The organism is Streptomyces sp. NPDC088733, assembly GCF_044751185.1.
Classification (GTDB): Bacteria; Actinomycetota; Actinomycetes; order Streptomycetales; family Streptomycetaceae; genus Actinacidiphila.
Genome location: NZ_JBIVLH010000010.1, coordinates 202820 through 223151 on the forward strand (window position 1 = coordinate 202820; position 20332 = coordinate 223151).

Consider the following 20332-nt stretch of genomic DNA (forward strand, 5'->3'; position numbering starts at 1 on the left):
ACAAGGCCTCATGCCGGGGGCACGCGGCGGAGCAGCAGCAGCGCCGTGTCGTCGGCCCGGTGCGCCGAGGCGCCGTCGTAGTGGACGAGGGTCTCGGCGAGCTGGTCCATCGGAACCCGCCCGGCGCCGGCGAGGGTCCGCGCGAGGCGCGCGATGGCGGCGTCCAGGTCGGTGCCGGGGCTCTCGACCAGCCCGTCGGTGTAGAGCGCGAGCACCGCCCCCGGCGGCAGCGGCACCTGGGCGGTGGGGTACTCGGCCCGCGGGTCGATGCCCAGCAGCGGCCCCGGCGGGGTGGTGAGCACCTCGGCATCTCCCTCGGGCCGGCGCAGCAGCGGCGGCGGATGTCCGGCGGTGGCCAGCCGCGCCATTCCCTCGTCGAGGTCGAGATGGACGTACAGGCAGCTGGTGAAGAGCCCCGTGTCGAGCTCGTCGAGCAGCCGGTTGGTGCGGGCGAGCACCTCGTCGGGCGAGGCGCCCGCGGTGGCGTGCGCGTGCACGGCGGTGCGGACCTGGCCCATCAGCGCGGCGGCGTTGACGTTGTGGCCCTGCACGTCGCCGATGACGGCGGCCGCGCAGGTGTCGCCGAGCCGGATCAGGTCGTAGAAGTCGCCGCCGATCTCCATGCCGCTGGTGGCCGGCAGGTAGCGGGCGGCGACCTCCAGTCCGGGCAGCGAGGGCAGCGTGTGGGGCAGCAGCCCGGCCTGCAGGCCGTGGGCGAGCTGGTGCTTGGCGTCGTAGATGCGGGCGCGGTCCAGGGCCTGCGCGGTGAGCGCGGTCAGCGAGGCCATGACGCTGCGCTCGTCACTGCGGAACGAGTGCGGCTGGTCGTAGCCGAGGAGGCAGCAGCCGACCGGGCGGCCCGAGGCGATCAGCGGCAGGAACGCCCAGGCCGACTTCCGCAGGGTGCCGGCCAGTCCCGGATAGGCCCGCAGCAACTCCTCGGGGGAGCCGTAGAAGCGGGGCACCCCGGTGCGCAGGGCACGGCTCGCAGGGGTCTGCCGCGAGCCGAGCGGGGTGCCGTCGAGCGCCGCCATGGCGTCCTCGCCGTAGCCGCGGTGGCCGATCACCCGCAGCCGGCCGCCCTCGGAGACGAAGAGCGCGAAGGCGTCCGCGCCGAAGGCGGACGGGAACATGTCGGCCACCAGCTCGACCACGTCGCGGACCCCGACCGCCTCGGCGAGCGCACCGGCGAGCTGCATCAGGTGGTAGATCGCCGTGACCCGGTCCGGGGTCCTGCGGGCCTCGTCCTGCCGGCAGTTCTTGGGCGGCCCCGGCCGCGCTTCCGGACGGTGGTCGGTGGGGGAGATCCGTACGCTCACGCCGGTCGCGTCCGGATAGAGCTGGAAGAGCATCCAGTGGTCCGGCGGGCGGCGGGCGATGAACGACGTCGGCTGCCCGGAGAGCACGGCGCCGCGGTAGCGGTCCTCGTGCACCGGGTCGTTCAGCCAGGGCAGCACCTGCCAGGGCAGCGCACCGAGCAGGACCCGGGCGGGCTCGCCGAGCAGCGGTTCGGCACGGTCGCTGACGTAGACGATCCGGCCGCTCTGGTCCAGGGCGCACGCGCCCTCGGGCAGCCGTCCGACGAAGTCGGCGGCCGCCTGCGCCTCGTCCGGCTCCGCCGTCCTGGCGCGGGGCCGTTCCAGCACCCGCGGCAGCGGGCCGGGGTGGACCGGGGCGCCGGCCGACTCCGCGCGCAGCAGGTGCTCGCACATGCGCCGGCAGGCGCGGCCGATCGCGGCGTGGTCCGCCCCCGCCGGCCGTTCGGGACGCGAACCGGGCCAGGTCAGCATCAGCGCGCCGCGCATGACGTGACCGGCGGACGGTACGGGGGCGGCGGCCAGGGCCAGGTCGTAGGGCAGGACCAGCGCGGTCTGCGGATAGCGCTCGGCCAGCTCCTCCCGCGTGCCCAGCCACACCAGGCGCCCGGTGCGGACGGCGTCCGCCACCGGTCCCGACCGGTCCAGTGTCATCCGCGCCCACGGCGTCACCAGCTCCCGCGGCGCCCCGGTCAGCACCTCCAGGCCCAGCACCCGCCCCTCGGGCAGCATCAGGAAGACCGCGCCGATGTGCGCGTTCGTGGCGCGCACGACCTCGGCGAGCGTCTCGTCCAGTTGCTCCCGTACGGGGGCGATGACCACCATGACGGGCCCACCGTTCATGCCGATCGGCTCTCTAATGGGACGATACGCCTCATTCCACCCCCCGTCCCTGCCGAGCCGCCCGGCCGGCGCCCCGGCTACGACGGGTACGCCGCCGGGGCGGGGGCCACGAGGTCGATGGCGGTGCCGACCTGGTCGGCGAGGGTGACGGCGACCAGCCGGGCCTGCGGGGAGGGCACGGCGCCGGGCGTGGGGCGGAGCATGAAGCGGCCGTGGAAGCGGCCGTTGTGGAAGACCCGCAGTTCGACCTCCGTGTCCGGCAGGCCCTGGCGGTCGGCGTCCCAGGCGCGGCGGCCCCAGAAGATCGTGCCGTCGGCCTCGAGCCGCGGCGGGTGGCCGACCAGGGTGCCGTACTCGAAGCGGCAGCCGCGCAGCTGGAGCAGGCTCACGAGCTGGTCGCCGACGTGCTGGACGACCCGGTGCGGCGAGGGCGCGGACTGGGTGAGCCGGGCGGTCTCGTGGATGCGGGAAAGGTGGTCCGCGTCCGTGGCGGCGACGGCCTCCAGCCGCCGCGTCCGGGCGGCCAGCCGGGAGACGGCCAGCCCGACCACGAGCAGCAGCACGGCGGTGGCGATGTCGCCCGGTCCCGCGATGGTGAACCGCCCGTAGGGCGGGGCGAAGAAGAAGTCGAACCATGCCGCGGCCGACAGCGCGGCGACGGCCCCGGCGGCACGGCTGCCGAGAACGGCCACCGCGACCACCGCGACCACCAGCACCAGGGCCACCAGCGGGGCGGAGAGGTCCGCCCGGAAGGGCAGCAGCACCGCGGCGGCGGCGAGCGGCAGCAGGACCGCGGCCGGCAGGGCGAGCCTGCGCGGGAACGAGAACGGGAACGGGGACGGGGACGGATGGTGGAGCACGGCCCTCACCTGATTCGGCTGGTCCGGACAGTTCCGGTGGAGCGAAGTCCCTCCTGGGGAAAGGTCACATGGGCCCGGCGGCACGCAGTGGCAGCTGCCGGGCGTTGCGGCGCCGCACGGACTCGAAGAGCTCCTGCAACGACGGGCGCGGCACGGACAGGACCGGGCAGACCGCGTCCCGTACGCACCGGTGGGCCACCGGCGGCGACAGCAGCCGGCGCAGCAGGCCGGGGCGCCCGGCGCCGACCACCAGCAGGTCGTCCTCGCGGTCGGCGATGTGCACCAGGCAGCGGGCCGCGGGGCCGCGGGCGATGAGCGCCTGGACCCCGAGGCCGGCCGGCGCGCCCCCGAAGGCGTTGTCCATCGCGGTCAGCAGCCGCAGCCGGGCCTGCTCCTGCCCGGCGTGCAGCAGCGGCGGGCACGGCCGCCGCCGGTAGGCGAAGTCGCCGCCCGGGGGCTCCCAGGCGTGCACCACGACCAGTGCCGCGCCACGGCGGCGGGCCTCGGCGGCCGCCCGGTGCAGTGCCGCGAGGCTGCCCAGCGAACCGCTGACCCCCACGACCACACGACGGTGTCCGGCGTCTTCCATACCTCCATGGAAGCGCCGCCCGCCTCCGCGCGCGGGGGCTCTTGTCGCCGCCCTGTCGCCGCCGCGGGCAGCCTTGACGCTTCCCTGACCGTGCCGCCAGCGCACCGTCAACGCTTGGCCCGCGGACGTCAACGTCGCGTCAGGGACGGGCCCGTACCCGGATGTGCCGGGCATAGCGTCATTGCTGGCCGCGGACCACGTCCGGTCCGGGCCACCGTCACGAACGAACCTCACAGGAGGATCGCCATGAGCGAGACATGGTGCGGGGACGACCCGGAACCTTCCGAACCCGTCCCGGCCGGACACCCCCACAGGGAGACGCTCTACGTCCCCGTCCGGCCGGGTCCCGCCGGGTGCGTCGCGCGCATGTTCCGCACGCCCCTGGGCGGCCGTACGGCCGTCGCCTTCACCAGTGAGGAACGCCTGGCCGCCACGCTCGGCCCCGGCCAGGAGTGGATCAGGCTCGGCGAGCCCGCGCTGCGGGCACTCGCCGAACCGCTGGGGGTCACCACCCTCACCGTGGACCCGCAGTTCGCCGCGCCCGCCGTGGGCGCCACCGCGGACTGGGACCCGCGGGCCGTGCACACCGCCGACCACCTGCCGCTGCGCATCGGCTGAGGAGCGTCCTGCCATGACCATCTCTGAGACCACCGCCTTGACCGCGCTCGCCGCCGAAGGCGTCGACACCGGGCTGTCCGTCTGGCCGGCCTCCACGCGCACCGCGCCGCACGGCGAGCTGTCGGTGGGCGGCGTCGCCCTCACCGAACTCGCCGAGCGCTTCGGCACCCCGGCGTACGTCCTCGACGAGGGCGAGGTGCGGGCCCGCTGCCGCACCTACCGCGCCGCGTTCCCCGACGCCGACGTCCTCTACGCAGCCAAGGCGTTCCTGTGCCGGGCGATGGCCCACTGGGTCGAGGAGGAGGGCCTGGGCCTGGACGTCTGCTCGGCCGGCGAACTCGAACTCGCCGTCGTCACCGGCTTCCCGCCGGAGCGCATCGTGCTGCACGGCAACGCCAAGAGCCCCGAGGACCTGGCCACCGCGCTGCGCCTGGGCGTGGGCCGCATCGTCATCGACAGCACCGGGGAGATCGCCCGGCTGGCCGCCCAGGTGCCGGCCGGGTCCCGGCAGAAGGTGCTGCTGCGCATCGTGCCCGGCATCGCCGCGGGCGGTCACGCCGCGGTGCGCACCGGCACCGACGACCAGAAGTTCGGGCTGTCCCTCGCCGACGGCTCCGCGCAGCACGCGGTGGCCCGGGTCCTGGACCAGCCGCGGCTCGAACTGGTCGGCCTGCACTGCCACCTCGGCTCGCAGATCTCCAGCGTCAAGCCGTACCTGTCCGCCGTACGGCGACTGGTCGGGCTGCTCGCCGGGATCCGCCGCCAGCACGGGGTCACGCTCCCCGAACTGGACCTCGGCGGCGGCCACGCGGTGGCGTACCGGCCCGGCGAGGCGGCGCTCGACATCACCTCGCTGGCCTCCCGGGTCCGCGCCGAGCTCACCGCGAGCTGCGCGGCGGCCGGGCTGCCGGTCCCGCGGCTGACGGTCGAGCCGGGCCGCGCCATCGCGGGCCCCGCGGGTGTGGCGCTGTACCGGGTGCTGTCGGTCAAGCGCACCGGCGGCCAGGTCTTCGTGGCCGTGGACGGCGGCATGAGCGACAACCCGCGGCCCGCCCTGTACGGGGTGCGCTACGCGCCCCGGCTGATCGGCCGGCACTCCACGGAGGAGCCCGCGCTGGTCACCGTCGTGGGCCGGCACTGCGAGGCCGGCGACGTGCTGGCCTCCGCGGTCCCGCTGCCCGGCGACATCCGGCCGGGCGACCTGCTCGGCGTGCCGGTCGCGGGCGCCTACCACCTGTCGATGGCCTCGACGTACAACATGGTCGGCCGCCCGCCGGTGGTCGCCGTGGACAACGGCCGGGCCCGGCTGCTGGTGCGCCGTGAGTCGATGGAGGACTTCCGCAGGCGCGACATCGGCCTGTGACCGACTCCGGCCGGCCCCGGCGGTGCCCGGCCGGTACCTCCCGAGGGGCCGCCCGGGTCACGCCGGATAGGCGTGCACCTGGGCGGCCTTGACGGTGGCCCAGACCTCGGCCCCCGGGTGGAGGCCGAGTTCGGCGGTCGCGGCGGTCGACAGGTCGGCGGCGAGCGGGAGTTCGCCCTCGACGTCGACACGGATGCGGTCGCCGCGGGACTCCAGACCGGCCACCTTGCCGTGCCACAGGTTGCGGGCGCTCGTACCGGCGGGCCGCTCCCGGTACAGCGTGACCGCGTCGGGCGGGAACGCCGCGAAGGCCGGGCCCGTCAAAGCGTCGGCTGTGGTGATCGCCGGTCCGCCGGGGAGCGTCACGGCGAGGCCCGCGCCCTCGCCCCGGTAGAGGTTGAGACCCACCAGGTGCGCGATGTAGTCCGTGCGGGGGCGGCGGGCGACCTCGGCCGGGGTGCCCTCCTGGACGGCGCGGCCGTCCTCGATGACGACCAGCCGGTCGGCCAGCACCATCGCGTCCAGCGGGTCGTGCGTCACCAGCACGGCCACCGCCTCGAACTCCGCCAGATGGCGCCGCAGTTGCGAGCGGACCTCCAGCCGGGTGCGGGCGTCCAGCGCGGCCAGCGGCTCGTCCAGCAGCAGCAGCCGCGGCCGGGTCGCCAGCGCACGGGCCAGGGCGACGCGCTGCGCCTGCCCCCCGGACAGCCGCCGCGGCCGGGCCGCGGCGTGCTCGGCCAGCCCCATGCGCTCCAGCCACGCGGCGGCCTCGGTGCGCGCCCGCGCCTTCGGCACGCCCCGGCAGCGCGGGCCGAAGGCCACGTTCTCCAGCGCGGACAGGTGCGGGAAGAGCAGGTAGTCCTGGAAGACCACGCCGACCGGGCGGGTCTCGGGCGGCATCCCGTCCAGTTCCGTCCCGTCCAGCAGCAGCCGTCCGCCGGTCAGCGGCGTCAGCCCGGCCAGGGCGCGCAGCGCGGTGGTCTTGCCCGCGCCGTTGGGCCCGAGCAGCGCCAGGACCTCGCCGGGGGCGGCGGTCAGGGCGACGTCCAGGCGGAACGTGCCCCGCTCGACGAGGAGTTCGGCCAGCAGGCCGTCCGTGTCGCTCACGCGGCCGCCATCCAGCGGTCGCGCAGTCCGGCGAGGACCGCGACGGAGACGGCGAGCAGGACGAGGCTCAGCGCGATGGCCGCGGCCGGGTCGCTCTGCAGGGCCAGGTAGACGGCCAGCGGCATCGTCTGGGTGCGGCCGGGGAAGTTGCCGGCGAAGGTGATGGTGGCGCCGAACTCGCCGAGCGCGCGCGCCCACGCCAGGACGGACCCGGCGGCGATGCCCGGGGCGATCAGCGGCAGTGTGACGCGGCGGAACGCGGTGAAGCGGGAGGCGCCGAGCGTGGTGGCGGCCTCCTCGTAGCGGGGGTCGGCGGCGCGCAGCGTGCCCTCCACGCTGATCACCAGGAACGGCATGGCCACGAACGCCTCGGCGACGATCACCCCGGTCGTGGTGAACGGCAGCGTGAGCCCGAACCACTGGTCCAGGTACCGGCCCACGACGCCGTTGCGGCCCAGCGCCAGCAGCAGGGCGACACCGCCGACGACCGGGGGCAGCACCAGCGGCAGCGTCACCAGCGCCCGTACCACGCGGCGCCCGGGGAACTCGGTGCGTGCCAGCAGCCAGGCCAGGGGCACGCCCAGCACGAGCGTCACCGCGGTCGCGCAGGTCGCGCAGACCAGCGACAGCCGCAGCGCCTGCCACACCCCGGGGCTGGTCAGCTGGTGCGGGAGCTCGCTCCACGGGGTGCGCACCAGCAGCCCGGCGAGCGGCAGCACCAGGAAGGCGAGGCCGACCAGCGCGGGCAGCAGCAGGGGCAGCGGCACCGGGGAACGGTGACGGCGCGGCCGGGCCTTCACGGGGCCGGCCGCGCTGCCGAGGACGTCGTCCGTCACAGGCTGTCGTCCGTCACGGGTTGAGGAAGCCCGCGGCGCTCAGCACCTTGGCGCCCTCGGGGGACTCCACCAGGGCGATGAAGGCCTTGGCGGCCTCGGCGTTGGGGGCGTCCTTGAGCAGGACGATGGGGTAGTCGTTGATGACCTTGGCGGACTCGGGGAACTCCACGCCCTCCACCTTGCCACCGGCGGCCTTCACATCGGTCTTGTAGACCAGCGAGGCGTCGACCTCCTTGAGCTCGACCTTGGTCAGCGCGCTCTTGACGTCCTGCTCGTAGGAGACCGGCGTGAGCTTCAGGCCGCCCGCGTCCAGCGCCTTCTGGGCGGCGGCGCCGCAGGGCACCTCCTTGGCGCACAGGGCGACCTTGAGGCCGGAGGCGGTGAGGTCCTTGAGGGCGTCGACCTTCTTGGGGTTGCCGGGGACGACCGCGATCTCCAGCTGGTTGCGCACGAAGGTCTCCGGCTCCCCGGAGGCGTCGTTCGCGTCGGTGACGATCTTCATCGTCTTCGGGGAGGCGGCCGCGAAGACATCGGCCGGGGCGCCCGAGGTGATGCTCGCGGCGAGCGTGTCGCTGCCGCCGAAGTTGAAGGCCACCTTCGCACCGGGGTGCGCGGCCTCGAACTGCTTGCCCAGCTCGGTGAAGGTCTCCTTGAGCGAGGCCGCGGCGAAGACCGTGACCGTGCCCGTGAGGTTGTCGGCGGGCGAGGCCGAGGTGTCGGCCGAGGACGACGAGGCCGCCGAGGGCGAGGAGGACGCAGAGGCGTCCGACGAGTCGTCGCCGGAGGAGCAGGCGCTCAGGGCCAGCAGCACCGCGGTGCCTCCGACGGCCAGCTGCACAGCCCGGGTCCGGCGGTGCACGGAACGGTTCATCACGTGGTCATTCCCCCTCGGTAAGTGGTCGCGCCAGTGATCGATGATATGCCGCAGGTGCGGCACCGGAGGTCCCTGATGCATTGCATTAGCCAGACGATTCGACAACTCATCCCGTACCTGCGTTTCTGCGGGTGGTCCGCGTGGGTACCGTTGAGCGGGAGGTGCATGCCCGTGACCGCGCCCGTTCCCGCGCCACAGCCGCAGCTCGCCGGATTCGTGCTGAGCGGCGACCTCGCCCGCCCCGCCCCGCTCACCGTGCGCGATCTGCGCGCCTGGCCCCAGCACGAGGCGCGGGTCAGCTTCGAGTGCGCGACCAGCGGGACGCAGCACCACCGCTTCGAGGGGCCGCTGCTGCACGAGGTGCTGTGCGCCGCGGGCCCCGCCTTCGACCCGGCCCGGCGCAAGGACCGGCTGCGCTTCCTCATCGTCGTCACCGGCGCCGACGGCCACCACGCCCTGCTGTCCTGGGGCGAGATCGACCCCGACTTCGGGCGGGCCGCGGTGCTGCTGGCCACCCGTATCGACGGCACACCGCTCGACGGCTCGGGCCCGCAGCTGGTGCTCCCCCAGGACCGGTGCGGGGCACGGCACATCAGCGGCATCACCGCGATCCGGGTGGACGGCGGGTACACGGGCGCCGCGGCGGCCTGATCCCCGTACGATCGGCCGGATGCACGCCTCCTCCCCCTCGTCCTCTTCCTCCGCCCCTGACGCAACACCCGCATCACCTGTCACTTCCGTCTCACCCGCCGGTCTCGTCCGCGCCTTCCACACCGCCTTCGGCCTCGACGTGCGCTCCGCCCCCGCCGAGATCTCCCCCGCGCACGCCGCCCACCGCCAGGACCTGCTGGCGGAGGAGGTGGCCGAGGTCGCGGAGGCCTCCGCCGAGGGCTCGCTGCCCCACCTCGCGCACGAGCTGGCCGACGTGGTCTACATCGCGTACGGCACGGCGCTGGTCCACGGCATCGACCTCGACGCCGTGATCGCCGAGGTGCACCGCGCCAACATGTCCAAACTGGGCCCCGACGGGCGTCCGGCGCTGCGCGCCGACGGCAAGGTCCTCAAGGGCGAGCACTACCGCGCCCCGGACGTCGCCGGGGTACTGCGTGCCCAGGGCTGGACGCCCCCCGGGGCCTAGCGCACGGGCCGCGGCGGCGGGGCGGGCGCGGCCTCCCGTGCCGCGGCCGGGCCCTGGTGTCACGCTGGGATAACCAGGGTCGGACCCCGCCGAAGGGAGCGCCATGATCACCACAGACTTCGTCCCCGGTTCGCCGTGCTGGGTGGACCTCGGGGCGCCGGACGTGGATGCCGCGGCCGCCTTCTACGGCGCGGTCTTCGGCTGGGACTTCGAGCGGTTCGCCCTGGAGGACGCCGATTTCGGCCTCTTCCGGCTGCACGGGCGGACGGTGGGCGCGGTCGGCCGGCTCACCGAGGAGGGCGCCCGCCCCGCGTGGATGATCTACTTCCGCGCCCTCGACGTCGAGGTGACCACCTGGGCCGCGATGCGGGCGGGCGCCTCGGTGCGGCGGGAGCCGCACGACGTACAGGACGCCGGCAGGCTGGCGCAGCTCACCGACCCGCTGGGCGCCGAGTTCGCCGTGTGGCAGCCGCGGGGGACCCAGGGCTTCGGCACCGCCGACCTGCCGGGCTCCCTGTGCTGGACCGAGCTGTACACGACGGACGCGGCGGCCGCGAAGGAGTTCTACGGCTCCCTCTTCGGCTGGAAGACCGACGACATGCCGCTGCCCGGCGGGAGCGGGGCCACGTACACCGTGATCACACCCGCCGGGGAGAGCCAGGAACGGATGCAGGGCGGGCTGATGGAGATGGCCCCGGAGTTCCTCACGCTGAACGACGGGCGTCCCTACTGGCACCCGGTCTTCGCCGCCGAGGACTGCGACGACGTCGTCGCCCGCGTCACCGGCAACGGCGGTGCGCTCCAGATGGGCCCCGAGGACGCCGAGGGCGTCGGCCGGCTGGCGGTCTGCCTCGACCCGTCGGGTGCGGACTTCGTCCTGCTGACCCCGGCACCTCCCGCCTGAGCGGGGTCCGGGGGAGAATCGGGGGCATGACGGAGCGCAAACCACCCGGTGTCCCGTTCGAGTCGTGGGTCGACCACCAGATCCGCGACGCCGCCGAACGCGGCGCCTTCGAGGACCTGCCCGGGGCGGGCAGGCCGCTGCCCTCGCTGGACGAGCCCTACGACGAGCTGTGGTGGATCCGGCGGAAGATGGCCCGCGAGGGCCTGAGCCCGCTGCCGCCCGCCCTCGCGCTGCGCAAGGAGGCCGAGGACGCCCTGGCCAAGGCGCGCAAAGCCCCGTCCGAACGCCTGGTCCGGGCCATCCTGGACGGCGTCAACGACAAGATCCGCGCGGCGCTGCGCATGCCGCCGCCCGGTCCGCCGCTCGGGCTGAGGCCCTTCGACGTCGACCAGGTCGTGGCCGAATGGCGGGAGCGGAATCAGCCCTGACCCGGGTCATTCCGCGGACCGGGCCCCGTCCTCCCGCCCGCGGCGCACTTCCTGGAGCACCCAGGTGTTGCCGTCGGGGTCCGCGAAGTCGGCGAAGGAGTTGTACGGGGTGCGGTCCGGGTCGGTGCCGTCCACCCAGCCGGCCGGCGTCATGTGCCGTACGGCGCTCACGGTGACACCGCGGGCGGTCAACTCCGCGTGCGCGGCCTCGATGTCGTCGACGACGAGGTGCAGTCCGCGCACCGAACCGGGCGCCGCGTCCGTGATGCCCTTGCCCACCGCGACCGAGCACCCGGACCCGGGCGGGTCGAGCTGGACGACCCGGAAGTCGTCGCCCGCCCGGTGGTCGACATGCACGGCGAAGCCGAGCTGCTCGCTGTAGAAGGCCTTGGCGCGGTCGACGTCGGTGACCGGCAGCAGCACGAGTTCCAGCCTGAGATCCATGGGGCGTCCCCTTCCGTCGGTGCTACGGATCGTGCCACGCGCGCGGACGGACCCGCGGTCACTTCGCCCATCGTGCGTGCCGGTCCGTTCCGGGGAACGGGGGGCGCCGCGGCGGGCGGCGGCGCAGGGGGCTGCGGGCCGGTGGCGACGGTGCGCCGTCCGCTCGGGCGGACCCGGAGGGTCCCCGGTTGCGGGACGGGGTGGGCTGAAAAATAGTCGGAGGATGACAGACCGGCCGCGGGGCGGGATCCGGGACGGGCTCCGTGCCGTGCGTGCCGGTCTGCCGCGCCGGGCGCGGGAGCTGCGCGGGGGTGCCGAGCGGCGGTTCCCGGTCATCACCCGGCTGGCCGCGCGGCTGCTGACCGTGAACGTCCTCGACGCCGGGACCCGGCTGGCGGCGCAGGTCTTCCTCACCGCCGTGCCGCTAATTTTTGTCGTCACCTCCCTCGCGCCCGACGACCTGCGCCGCGACATCTTCGACTCGCTGGAGGTCCTGCTGGGGCTGGACGGCGCGTCGCAGCAGCAGTTGAGCCGGCTGGCGGAGGCCGAGGCGGGCAATCTGCGGGAGACGGTCGGCGCGGTGGGCAGCCTCATGGTGCTGCTGTCCGCGACCGCGTGCAGCCGGTCGATGCAGCGGGTCTGCGAACGGGCCTGGCGGCTGCCGAAGTCCGCTGCCCGGATCGCGGTGTGGCGGTGGTTCGCCTGGGTCGTGACGATGCTGGTCGTCGTCTTCCTGCTGGGTCCCCTGCGGGACGCCTTCGGTGTCGGCGAGTGGCTGGGCGTCCCCCTGTCGCTGGCGTGCGGCATCGCCGTGTGGTGGTGGACGCAGCACCTGCTGCTCGGGGGGCGGGTCGGCTGGCGGCGGCTGTTCCCCGGTGCCGTCCTCACCGCGGCGGTCCTGGAGGTCGCGTACCTCGCCGCCCCGCTCTACGTTCCCCGGGCCCTCAACCGCAGCCTGGAGGCCTACGGTTCGCTCGGCTCGGTCTTCACGCTGCTGTCCTGCCTCATCGCCGCCTGCGTCGCGGTCGCGGTGTGCATCACCTTCGGCGCCGTCCTTTCCCCCGAGCAGCCGCCCGCGGGGGTCAGTGGCGGAGGGCGGCGTCCACGGTCGCCCTGACGGTGCCGGTGAGGTCGCGGTGGCTGCGGGCGGTGGCGTGGGCGTTGCCGTGGGCGGGGACGCCGGGGACGGTGACGACGACCGCGTCGAGCAGCTTGCCGCCGGCGTCGCGGAAGGAGACCTGCACGGTGTAAGTGGCCTGCTTCGCGCCGTTGTTGGTGGCGGTGACGGGGACGGTGGCCCGGCCCTCGCCATGGGCCGTGGCGACGGTGCCGAGGCGGATGTCGGCCTTGGCGTCGACGCCGCCCTTGACGCGGGCGAGCTCCGAGGCCGCCGCGGCGGTCGCCGACGCCAGGGCTTCCCCTCCGCGGGCGGCCAGGGAGGACGCGGCGGAGGCGGCACGGGACCTGTCGACGGAGGGGAGTCGGCTGCCGTCCGAGCAGCCGCTCGCGGCACCTGCCGTGACGGTCAGTACGGCCGCCGCGCACATCGCGCGCCACCGGTTGTCTGGGGTCATCGCCTGCCTCCGTACCGCTTCTGACGCCTCATATGGCACATCCTGCACAATACGGATTAAATGACCGTGGCGCGTGGTCAGGGAAAAGGGGCGAGGAGATGGCAGGCACGGACCCCGAGGGCGATGACCTCGCCGGACTGCGCGCCCGGCTGGCCGCGCTGGAGGCGCGTGAGGCCCCGGCGCCCGCCGGCCGCCGCCGGCACCACCCGGTCAGGGCCTTCTTCTCCGCGCTGCTGATCGTCCTCGCCTGCGTCCTCGTCCCGCTCAGCGCCCTGGCCGTCTGGGTGAACTCGCAGATCGGCGACACCGACCGCTACGTCGCCACCGTGGCGCCCCTCGCCTCCGACCGCGACGTCCAGGACGCCGCCGCGAACCGCATCACCGGCGCCGTCATGCAGCACATCGACCTGAAATCCCTGCTGGACGAGGTCGCCCCGGCCGACCGCCCGCGACTCGACACCCTCCTGACCCGGCTGTCCGGCCCCCTGACCAGCGGCCTGGAGAGCCTGGTGCACAGCGCGGCCGAACGGGTCGTGCGCAGCGAGGCCTTCCGGACGCTGTGGGTGGAGGCCAACCGCCGCGTCCACGCCACCGTCGACAAGGCCCTCACCGGCCAGGGCGGCGGCGCGGTGCGGCTCACCAACGACACCGTCGCGATCGACCTGGCCCCGGTCATCGACCGGGTCAAGCAGCGCCTGGTCGACGCGGGCGTCACGATCGCCGCGAAGATCCCGCAGGTCCACACCGACTTCACCGTCGTCCGCTCGGAGAAGATCGGGAAGATCAGAACCGCGTTCCGGCTGCTGCAACTCGTCGGCTTCTGGCTGCCGGTCCTCACCGTCGTCCTGGCCGCGGTGGGCGTGCTGCTCGCCGCGCGGCGCCGCCGCTCCCTGGTCGCCGCGGCGCTCGGTTTCGCCGGGGCCGCCCTGGTGCTCGGCGTGGCCCTGACCGTGTTCCGGACGCTGTACCTGGACGCACTGCCCGCGAGCGTCTCGCAGCCCGCGGCGGCGACCGTCTACGACACCCTGATCCGCTTCCTGCGCGGAACCGTCCGCGCCGTGATCGTGCTCGGCGTGGTCGTGGCGCTCGGGGCATGGCTCAGCGGCCCCGGGCGGTACGCCGTCCGGGTGCGCGGGGTCTGGGAGTCCGTGCTCGGCGCCGCGGGGGACGCCGCGGAGCGGGCGGGAATGCGGACCGGACCCGTCGGCCCGTGGCTGGCCCGGCACAAGGTCCTGGTCGCCTGGGTCGTCGTCGCGGCGGCGGGGCTCGTGCTCGCCTTCTGGTCGTACCCGACGGGCTGGGTCGTCGTCTGGCTCGCGCTGGCCGTCGTCCTCGTCCTCGCCGCGGTCGAGTTCCTGGCCCGTCCGGTGCGGTCATGACGTTCGGACTGGCGCGCCGCCAAGTGCGGCCCAAGGTCCCGCTGCTGCACGGCGAGGGCGACAAGTCGCGGCTCACCAGCCTCCAGGGGCTGGCGGCGCTGTCGCTGGACGCGCTCAGCTCGGTGGCGTACGGCCCGGAGTCGATCGTCGTCGTCCTCATCGCGGCCGGCACGGCGGCACTGTCCGCGACGCTGCCGGTCATGCTGGTCATCGCCGCACTGCTGGTCGTGCTGGTGATCTCCTACGGGCAGGTCATCGCCGTCCACCCGGACGGCGGCGGGTCCTACGCGGTCGCCAAGAAGGACCTCGGACGGGGGGTCAGCCTGCTGGCCGCGGCCAGCCTGGTCGTGGACTACGTGCTCACCGTCGCCGTCAGCCTGGCGGCCGGCGCGGCCAGCCTCGCCTCCGCCTTCCCGTCCCTGACGCCGTACCTGCTGGAGATCTGCCTGGGCGGCCTCGGCCTGATCACCCTGGTGAACCTGCGGGGCGTCGCGGACAGCGCACGGGTGCTGATGCTGCCCGCGGTGCTGTTCGTCCTCAGCATCGGCGCGGTTGTGGTCGTGGGCCTGCTGCGCTCCCATCCGGTGGCGGTCGTCGGCACCGCGCAGGCCACGCACGCCACCGAGGCGCTGAGCCTGCTGCTGCTCCTGAAGGCGTTCTCCTCCGGCTGCTCCGCGCTCACCGGCGTGGAGGCCATCGCCAACGCCGTGCCGGCCTTCCGGCCGCCCAAGGTGCGGCGCGCCCAGCGGACCGAGCTGATGCTCGGCGTGCTGCTGGCGCTGATGCTCGTCGGGCTCGGCTTCCTGATCCGGCGCGACGAGGTGGCGCCGCGCGGCGGCGTGACGATCCTGGCGCAGCTCACCGCCGGTTCCTTCGGGGACGGCTGGCCCTACTACGCGACCAACCTCATCGTGACGTTCGTCCTGGGCCTGGCCGCGAACACCAGCTTCGGCGGGCTGCCCGTGCTGATGAGCCTGCTGGCGCGCGACGACCGGCTGCCGCACGTCTTCGGGCTGCGCGCCGAACGGCCGGTCTACCGCTACGGGGTGGTGGCCCTCGGGGTGGTGGCGGCGGTCCTGCTGATCGTCGTGGACGCCGACACCCAGCGGCTGATCCCGCTGTACGCGATCGGCGTGTTCATCGGCTTCACCGTCAGCCAGACCGGCCTGGTGCGGCACTGGGCCGGCGCCCGGCCGCGCGGCTGGCTGTCCCGGGCGCTGCTCAACGGCCTGGGGGCACTGCTGACCGCGCTCGCCGGGGTGATCCTGCTGACCAGCAAGTTCCTGGAGGGCGCCTGGGTGGTCGTCATCGCGGTGCCGCTGCTGATGCTGCTGTTCGCCCGCATCGAGCGGTACTACGCGCGGGTCCGCGAGGAACTCAGGCCCGGGCAGATCCCCGACGCCCCGCGGCGCACCGACAGCCTGGTCATCGTGCCGCTGGGCGAGGTCAGCCGGCTCGCCCGGCACGCGCTGACCGCGGCCATGGCGCTCGGCGACGAGGTGGTGGTCGTCGCCGTGCACTGCGACCCGGAGAAGAGCCGCAGCCTGCTGGAGACCTGGGAGCGCTGGCACCCCGGGGTGCGCCTGGACGTCATCGAGAGCCCGCACCGCTCCCTGGTGCAGCCGATCCTCGCCTACGTCAAGCGGGCCGCCGTCGGCGGGCGGCAGGTCGCCGTGCTCATCCCGGAGGTCGAGCCCCGGCACCGCCGCTACCGCATCCTGCAGAACCAGCGCGGCATCCTGCTCGCCACCGTCCTGCGGGCCCGGACCGACGTGGTGGTCTGCCTGGTGCCGTACCGCCTCGACATCTGACGGCGGCGGGTGGCCCCGCCGCCCGGCAACCGTTCCGGGCCGGGGCTGTACGGCGGCGCGTCCGAGGTGCTGCGGAGTGCGGCCTTCGGTGCGGCGCCGACGCTGTCGCGGGCCGCGCTGGAGCACCCGCCCGCCCGGCCCGCCGCGCTGCACCGGGCGACGGGACGGCCTCCCGGCGCGACGGCCTGTCAGGGACGCCCGACGGCGCACCGGGCCCGGGGGCGGGCGCCGCATCATTCCCGCCGGGGCCGCTGCGCCTACCATCACCGCCGTGAGAACCGATGCGCACACCGGCGGCCGCGTCCTGGTCGCCGACGACGACGCCGCCATACGCAGGTCCCTGGAGCGGGGGCTGCGGCTCGGCGGCTTCTCGGTGGCCCTGGCCGCCGGCGGGCACGCCGCGCTCGGCGCCGTCCGCGAGGGCGCGCCCGACGTGGTCGTACTCGACATCTCCATGCCGGACCTCAGCGGGATCGAGGTCTGCCGGACCCTGCGGGCGGAGCACAACGAGGTCCCCGTGCTGATGCTCTCCGCCCTCGACGAACTCGCCGACCGGGTCGCCGGACTCCAGGCGGGCGGCGACGACTACCTGGTCAAGCCGTTCGCCCTGGAGGAGCTCGTACTGCGGCTGCACGCCCTGCTGCGCCGCCGCCCGCCCGCGCCCTCCGACACGGTGCGGGCCGGCGGCCTGCTCGTCGACCCGGCGACCCGGCAGGCGCGCCTGGACGGGCAGCCGCTGGCGCTCACCCGGCGCGAGTTCGAGCTGCTGGAGGTCCTGGCCCGCAACGCGGGACTGGTGATGACCCGCGACCAGTTGCTCGACCGCGTCTGGGGCTACGACTTCGACGTGCGCACCGACGCCGTCGACACCTTCGTCAGCTACCTGCGGCGCAAGCTGGAGGCCGGCGGCCGCCCGCGCATCCTCCACACGGTGCGGGGCGTCGGCTTCGTCCTGCGCGACGACCGCACGGGCGGCCGGCCATGAGGCTGTCGACACGGGTCGCCCTCGCCGTGGGCGCCGTGGTGCCGCTGCTCGTGCTGGCCTCCGGCGCGCTGCTCATCCGGCTGGTCGCCTCGGACCTGCACGCCCAGCAGGACGCGCACCTGCGGGAGCGGGCCGCGGCGGTCGCGCCGGACGCCCGCGCCCTGCTGCGGGTCAGCGCGGCCGACCGCCCCGCGGCCGAACAGGCCCGCAGCCGACGGCTGTTCGCCTCGGCGCTCGACGTCGGCATCCGGCTCACCGGCCCGGACGGCACCGTCGAGGGCGGCCCGCTGCCCGCCGCCTCGGTCGTGCTGCCCGCCGCCGCGCCCCGCCCCGTCACGGTCGGCGCCGGGGGCGTGCGCTGGCGCGTGCTGTCGCGGCCGGTGGCCGGCTCGCGCAAGGCGGCCACCGGCACGCTGTGGGTCTTCTCGCCCGACGCGGCGACCGAGGCCCAACTGCGGCGGGTCCGCCTGCGCGTGCTGACCGTCGCCCTGCTCGCCGCACCCCTGTCCGGGCTGCTGGCCTGGGCCGCCGCCGGCCGGGCCGTACGACCGCTGCGCCGGCTCCAGCAGCGCGCGGGCGGACTCGACCCGCGGGTCAGCGCGGCCCGCCTGGAGCACACCCCGACCCGGCTCACCGAGGTCGACGACCTGGCGCGCACCCTGCAGACGGTGCTGTCCCGCTACGACGAGCAGGCCGCCCGGACCGGCGAAGCCCTCGCCACCGCCCGCTCGTTCGCGGCCACCGCCTCCCACGAACTGCGCAACCCGCTCATGAGCATCGGCACCAACCTCGACATCCTGACCCGGTACCCCGACCTGCCCGGCGGCGACCGCGCCGAGGTGCTGGCCGACCTGCGCGCCGAACACGCCCGCGTACTCGGCCTGCTGGTGATGCTGCGCGCCCTCGCCCAGGGCGACCTGGTCGAGGAGGACACCTTCGTGCCGGTCGACGCGGGCGAACTCGTGGACGCCGCTGTCGCCGGGCTGCGCCGCCGCCACCCCGAGGCCCGGGTGAGCGTCACCACCGCCCCGGGGCTGCTCGTGCGCGGCTGGGAGCAGGGACTGCGCTCCCTGACCGACAACCTGCTGACCAACGCGCTCGTCCACGGCCGCCCGGCGAGCGGCCCGCCCGCCGTCGAGGTCGTCCTGCGGCGCAGCCGCGACGAGCGGGCCCCCGCGGTCGTCCTCACCGTCGACGACCACGGCCCCGGCGTCCCGCCCGAGGCCCGCGCGGCGGTCTTCGAACGCTTCCACCACCGCCCCGGCAGCCCCGGTTCCGGCCTCGGACTCACCCTGGTCGCCCAGCAGATCGCCCTCCACCGCGGCACGGTCGCCGTCGCGGACCGCCCCGACGGCGGGCCGGGCGCGCGCTTCGAGATACGGCTGCCGCTCAGCGGGGTCCGCGGCGGCGAGCCGACGCTGCCACTGCTGCGCCGCGACTGGCTGTCGGCGCAACGGCGTGAGGAGCCACAGGGTTTCCACAAAGACGCTCCCTAGCTTTCCGGTCCGAGGGGCGTGCTCCGCGTCCCCGCGACCCGAAGGAGGACGTCATGCGACGCCGTACCACCGCCGTGGCCCTCGCCACCGTCGTCACCGTGCTGGGACTCGCCGCCCCGGCCGGCGCCGCTACCACCGCGCCGGGCCCGAAGGGCGACGGGGCCAAGGCGCTGTGCAAGCGCGCCGACCGGATCGACGCCCGCATCGACCGGGCACTGAAGCGGCTGAACGGGCCCGTCACGCAGCGCGGTTCGGTCAATCGCCTCCAGCAGCGCGTCGACAACGCCAAGGCGGCCGGCCACACGGAGATCGAGACGTACCTCAACGACCGGCTCACCTTCCGCACCTCCCTGGTGCCGACGCTGCAGCAGCGGCGCACGGACCTCGGCAAGGTCCAGGACTGGTGCGCCGCGCACCACGACGGCGCCGCCTCGTGACCCGCCGCCGCGCCGCCGCCCTGGCCGCCGCCGCCGCGGCCTGCACCGCCCTGCTGACCGCCTGCGAGCCGTCCGGCAGCGCCGCGCCCGCCCCGTCCGGCGGTCCCGCCTCCGTCGCCCCGGTCCCCTCCGACCTCAGCCGGATCGTGGACGACGCCGAGAGCGCGGCCGCCCGCGCGGACGCCGACGCGGCCCGCGGCGACGGCTGATCAGGCCGGGTCGAACAGGGCGCTCACCGATTCGCCGTCGTGGATCCGGCGCACGGCCTCGGCCAGCGCCGGCGCCACGGACAGCACCGTCAGCTTCGCCGTGCGCTGCGCCTCGGGGACGGGCACGGTGTCGGTGCACACGATCTCCAGCACGTCCGGCTCCTCCGACAGGCGCTTCAGGGCGCCCGCCGCGAACAGGCCGTGCGTGCAGGCGACGCGAATCGAGCGGGCGCCCAGTTCCCGCAGCCGTTCCAGCAGTTCCAGCACCGTGCTGCCCTTGGCGATCTCGTCGTCCAGGACGATCACGTCCCGCCCGGCGATCTCGCCGATCACCGCGCTGATGCTCACCCGGTCGTCGGCGAAGCGCTGCTTGGCCCCCGCCGCGACCGGCACACCCAGCATCCGGGCGAACGCGGCCGCCTCCTTGGCGTTGCCCAGGTCCGGCGAGACGACCGTGGCACGGGACAGGTCGTACCCGCGGAAGTGCGCCGCCAGTTCGCGCAGCGCGTGCAGATGGTCGACGGGCACGCTGAAGAAGCCGTGCACCTGCGGGGAGTGCAGCGTCATGGCGAGCACGCGGCTCGCGCCCGCCGCGACCAGCAGATCGGCGACCAGACGCCCCCCGATGGAGATGCGGGGGGCGTCCTTCTTGTCGGACCGCGCGTAGGAGTAGTGCGGCATCACCACGGTGATCCGTGCCGCGGACGCGCCCCGTGCCGCGTCGCACATCAACAGCAGCTCCACCAGGTGCTCCTGGACGGGCGCCACCAGCGGCTGGATCAGGAAGACGTCCCGCTCGCGGCAGTTGGCCTGCAACTGCACTTCCAGGCAGTCGTTGGCGAACCGGCTGACCCGCGCCGGGCTGAGCTTCACCCCCAGGTGGGCGCAGAGCTCGGAGGCGAGTTGAGGATGGGCACTGCCGCTGAAAACCGCGATGTCGCGCACGCTGCGCATCCTACGGGCGGCCCTCGCGGAACCGGCGCCTGACGGCCGCCCGCCAGGGGTGAATCGGGGGCGTGAGGGGCGGCTGCGCGCCCGGGGAGGTCGTCACGGGCACAGCATCGTGCGGGACGGGCGCCGCCGTCACGGGGATTTCTGCCGGGGGCCACGGCTGCCGGGCC

At 74.9% G+C, this 20332-nt stretch carries 22 protein-coding genes; 13 read left to right on the top strand and 9 right to left on the bottom strand.

The window, feature by feature from the left end; all coding sequences use genetic code 11:
• Window positions 1–8: 8 nt before the first annotated feature.
• From ACIP64_RS20565 to ACIP64_RS20575, 3 genes are all read right to left on the bottom strand, one after another.
• Window positions 9–2159, bottom strand: coding sequence for a SpoIIE family protein phosphatase (locus tag ACIP64_RS20565; protein ID WP_401588579.1), 2151 nt, complete (start codon window positions 2157–2159; stop codon window positions 9–11).
• 77 nt (window positions 2160–2236) lie between these two features.
• A complete protein-coding gene (locus ACIP64_RS20570; RefSeq protein WP_401588582.1) occupies window positions 2237–3019 on the bottom strand; it encodes a DUF4118 domain-containing protein in 783 nt (260 codons plus the stop codon).
• 64 nt (window positions 3020–3083) lie between these two features.
• Window positions 3084–3608 (bottom strand): universal stress protein, encoded by a 525-nt coding sequence (locus ACIP64_RS20575; RefSeq protein ID WP_401588585.1) that lies wholly within the window; start codon window positions 3606–3608, stop codon window positions 3084–3086.
• Between the two features lie 246 nt (window positions 3609–3854).
• On the opposite strand from ACIP64_RS20575, the gene ACIP64_RS20580 reads away from it, so the two are divergent.
• On the top strand, window positions 3855–4226 hold the full coding sequence (locus ACIP64_RS20580; protein WP_401588588.1) for an SAV_915 family protein: 372 nt from the start codon (window positions 3855–3857) through the stop codon (window positions 4224–4226).
• Window positions 4227–4239: 13 nt separating this feature from the next.
• Window positions 4240–5589 carry a diaminopimelate decarboxylase gene (gene lysA / locus ACIP64_RS20585; RefSeq protein WP_401588591.1) on the top strand — a complete coding sequence of 450 codons (1350 nt, stop codon included), beginning with the start codon at window positions 4240–4242 and terminating at the stop codon, window positions 5587–5589.
• A 57-nt stretch (window positions 5590–5646) separates the two neighbouring features.
• Here the strand turns inward: lysA and ACIP64_RS20590 are convergent, their stop codons facing one another.
• Genes ACIP64_RS20590 through modA form a run of 3 tightly spaced genes read right to left on the bottom strand, consistent with a single transcriptional unit; the run spans window position 5647 to window position 8403 of the window.
• Complete coding sequence (locus ACIP64_RS20590) at window positions 5647–6711, bottom strand: ABC transporter ATP-binding protein (protein ID WP_401588874.1); 1065 nt, start codon at window positions 6709–6711, stop codon at window positions 5647–5649.
• The gene (locus tag ACIP64_RS20595) at window positions 6693–7532 is read right to left on the bottom strand and encodes an ABC transporter permease (RefSeq protein ID WP_401588593.1); all 840 of its coding nucleotides are present in this window, start codon (window positions 7530–7532) and stop codon (window positions 6693–6695) included. Before ACIP64_RS20595 ends, ACIP64_RS20590 begins: the two co-directional genes overlap by 19 nt.
• Window positions 7533–7545: 13 nt before the next feature.
• Entirely contained in the window at window positions 7546–8403 is an 858-nt protein-coding gene (modA, locus tag ACIP64_RS20600) for a molybdate ABC transporter substrate-binding protein (RefSeq protein WP_401588596.1), read from the bottom strand.
• A 174-nt stretch (window positions 8404–8577) separates the two neighbouring features.
• Here modA and ACIP64_RS20605 point away from each other — a divergent pair, with 174 nt between their 5' ends.
• The 4 genes from ACIP64_RS20605 (at window position 8578) to ACIP64_RS20620 (ending at window position 10876) form a co-directional block, all read left to right on the top strand.
• Entirely contained in the window at window positions 8578–9057 is a 480-nt protein-coding gene (locus ACIP64_RS20605) for a molybdopterin-dependent oxidoreductase (protein WP_401588598.1), read from the top strand.
• Window positions 9058–9076: 19 nt separating this feature from the next.
• Window positions 9077–9544: a MazG nucleotide pyrophosphohydrolase domain-containing protein gene (locus tag ACIP64_RS20610; protein ID WP_401588601.1), complete on the top strand. Its 468-nt coding sequence runs from the start codon at window positions 9077–9079 to the stop codon at window positions 9542–9544.
• 103 nt (window positions 9545–9647) lie between these two features.
• Complete coding sequence (locus ACIP64_RS20615) at window positions 9648–10448, top strand: VOC family protein (protein ID WP_401588603.1); 801 nt, start codon at window positions 9648–9650, stop codon at window positions 10446–10448.
• A 26-nt stretch (window positions 10449–10474) separates the two neighbouring features.
• Complete coding sequence (locus ACIP64_RS20620) at window positions 10475–10876, top strand: DUF1992 domain-containing protein (protein ID WP_401588606.1); 402 nt, start codon at window positions 10475–10477, stop codon at window positions 10874–10876.
• Window positions 10877–10882: 6 nt separating this feature from the next.
• Here the strand turns inward: ACIP64_RS20620 and ACIP64_RS20625 are convergent, their stop codons facing one another.
• Entirely contained in the window at window positions 10883–11320 is a 438-nt protein-coding gene (locus ACIP64_RS20625) for a glyoxalase superfamily protein (RefSeq protein WP_401588609.1), read from the bottom strand.
• Window positions 11321–11543: 223 nt separating this feature from the next.
• Here ACIP64_RS20625 and ACIP64_RS20630 point away from each other — a divergent pair, with 223 nt between their 5' ends.
• Window positions 11544–12437, top strand: coding sequence for a YhjD/YihY/BrkB family envelope integrity protein (locus ACIP64_RS20630; protein ID WP_401588612.1), 894 nt, complete (start codon window positions 11544–11546; stop codon window positions 12435–12437).
• Here the strand turns inward: ACIP64_RS20630 and ACIP64_RS20635 are convergent.
• Window positions 12403–12894: a hypothetical protein gene (locus ACIP64_RS20635; RefSeq protein WP_401588615.1), complete on the bottom strand. Its 492-nt coding sequence runs from the start codon at window positions 12892–12894 to the stop codon at window positions 12403–12405. The two genes, ACIP64_RS20630 and ACIP64_RS20635, sit on opposite strands and share 35 nt — an antisense overlap.
• Before the next feature lie 98 nt (window positions 12895–12992).
• Here ACIP64_RS20635 and ACIP64_RS20640 point away from each other — a divergent pair, with 98 nt between their 5' ends.
• The 6 genes from ACIP64_RS20640 to ACIP64_RS20665 all read left to right on the top strand — a co-directional run bounded on the left by ACIP64_RS20640 (window position 12993) and on the right by ACIP64_RS20665 (window position 19211).
• Entirely contained in the window at window positions 12993–14273 is a 1281-nt protein-coding gene (locus tag ACIP64_RS20640; protein ID WP_401588618.1) for a hypothetical protein, read from the top strand.
• The gene (locus tag ACIP64_RS20645; RefSeq protein WP_401588620.1) at window positions 14270–16084 is read left to right on the top strand and encodes an APC family permease; all 1815 of its coding nucleotides are present in this window, start codon (window positions 14270–14272) and stop codon (window positions 16082–16084) included. The genes ACIP64_RS20640 and ACIP64_RS20645 overlap by 4 nt, the downstream gene beginning before the upstream one ends.
• Before the next feature lie 271 nt (window positions 16085–16355).
• Window positions 16356–17069 (top strand): response regulator transcription factor, encoded by a 714-nt coding sequence (locus ACIP64_RS20650; RefSeq protein ID WP_401588623.1) that lies wholly within the window; start codon window positions 16356–16358, stop codon window positions 17067–17069.
• Complete coding sequence (locus ACIP64_RS20655) at window positions 17066–18565, top strand: sensor histidine kinase (protein WP_401588625.1); 1500 nt, start codon at window positions 17066–17068, stop codon at window positions 18563–18565. Before ACIP64_RS20650 ends, ACIP64_RS20655 begins: the two co-directional genes overlap by 4 nt.
• 53 nt (window positions 18566–18618) lie before the next feature.
• A complete protein-coding gene (locus ACIP64_RS20660; protein ID WP_401588627.1) occupies window positions 18619–19002 on the top strand; it encodes a hypothetical protein in 384 nt (127 codons plus the stop codon).
• Entirely contained in the window at window positions 18999–19211 is a 213-nt protein-coding gene (locus tag ACIP64_RS20665; protein WP_401588630.1) for a hypothetical protein, read from the top strand. The genes ACIP64_RS20660 and ACIP64_RS20665 overlap by 4 nt, the downstream gene beginning before the upstream one ends.
• On the opposite strand, the gene ACIP64_RS20670 is transcribed toward ACIP64_RS20665, so the two are convergent.
• Window positions 19212–20156 carry a ribose-phosphate diphosphokinase gene (locus ACIP64_RS20670; RefSeq protein ID WP_401588633.1) on the bottom strand — a complete coding sequence of 315 codons (945 nt, stop codon included), beginning with the start codon at window positions 20154–20156 and terminating at the stop codon, window positions 19212–19214.
• Window positions 20157–20332: the final 176 nt, after the last annotated feature.